The following is a 1046-nucleotide window of genomic DNA, read 5'->3' as shown; positions in this document are numbered from 1 at the left end:
CAGGACGTCCTCGAAGTCGAGCAGGTCATGTACCGGGCGCTCAGCGCCGCGCTCGACCTCGCGGTCCGGCTCGACGCCGAGGCTGAGGAGCTGCGCGACTTCTCCGGCGGGATGTCCGACGAGTCCGAGTGGCTCGAGGCAACGGCCACTCGCATCCGCACCGCGCTCGCGGGTGTTGAGGGCGAGGGCTGATGCCGTGGCTGAAGGTCTCGGACGCCAGCGCGACTCACCCGATCGCGTTGGCGGCCATGGAGGCCGACGACGCGGACGACCGCATCGTCAACGAGCTCTTCGGGTTCGTGGCCCGTTGCGCGGTCATGGCGGCGCAGCACGAGCGCGACTACGTGGTCACGGTCGGTACTGCCCGCGTGATGGCCGGTAGCTCGAGGTTCGAGGCGCTCGTGGCGGCCGCGGTGCGTGCGGGGTACTTCGTCGAGACGACGGCGGAGGACGCCGAGGGTGTGCCGCGGCGCGCGTTCCGGCTCGTGGAGGAGAAGGACCTCTTCCACATGCTCTTGAAGAAGGAGCGGGCCTGGGAGACGCAGCGCCGGAACGACGTCGCGAACCCCGAGCTGACGGTGCCCGTGCGGCTCCGCGACGGTGACGGCTGCCGCTGGTGCGGCAAGACCGTGGCCTGGCGCGACCGGAAGTCGGGGCGCGGCGCGACCTACGACCATGTGCGTCCGGGGCAGGGCGCGGCCTCGCCCGAGGACCTCGTGGTCGCGTGCCGGTCGTGCAACAGCGCCCGTAAGGACGAGGAGAACACCTCGTTCGACCGGGCCCTGATGCCGCCGCCGGAGCACCCGCTGTACGGCGCGGACACCCTGGCCTTCCTGGCCGAGCACGACGTCGTCCCCGCACCCACCGCTCCCGAGGAGGCTGGCAGCACCACCCCCGCAGCAGAGCAGGCACCGCAGCGCGAGAGCGCGCCGGCGCAGGCGACCGCAGCACCGACCGACGCAGCAGGCAGCACCGCCGGCGACGCGACCGCAGCACCCCGTCAGGGCGTGCGCGACACCGCGTCCCGGCCGGAGCGCCAGCGCGCG

2 protein-coding genes are annotated in these 1046 nt (G+C 73.0%); both read left to right on the top strand.

Features of this window, described 5'->3' with window-relative positions; translation table 11 throughout:
* Positions 1-192, top strand: a 192-nt coding sequence (locus ACI2L3_RS40475) for a hypothetical protein (RefSeq protein WP_404757467.1), incomplete at its 5' end; no start/stop codon positions are given.
* A partial coding sequence (locus ACI2L3_RS40470) for an HNH endonuclease (RefSeq protein WP_404757466.1) occupies positions 192-1046 on the top strand: 855 nt, incomplete at its 3' end. The genes ACI2L3_RS40475 and ACI2L3_RS40470, both read left to right, overlap by 1 nt.

This window comes from Streptomyces sp. NPDC029674 (genome assembly GCF_044903205.1).
Taxonomy (GTDB): Bacteria; Actinomycetota; Actinomycetes; order Streptomycetales; family Streptomycetaceae; genus Streptomyces.
The sequence above is the reverse complement of the archived record's forward strand: the minus strand, read 5'-3'. Positions and strand labels throughout refer to the sequence as shown.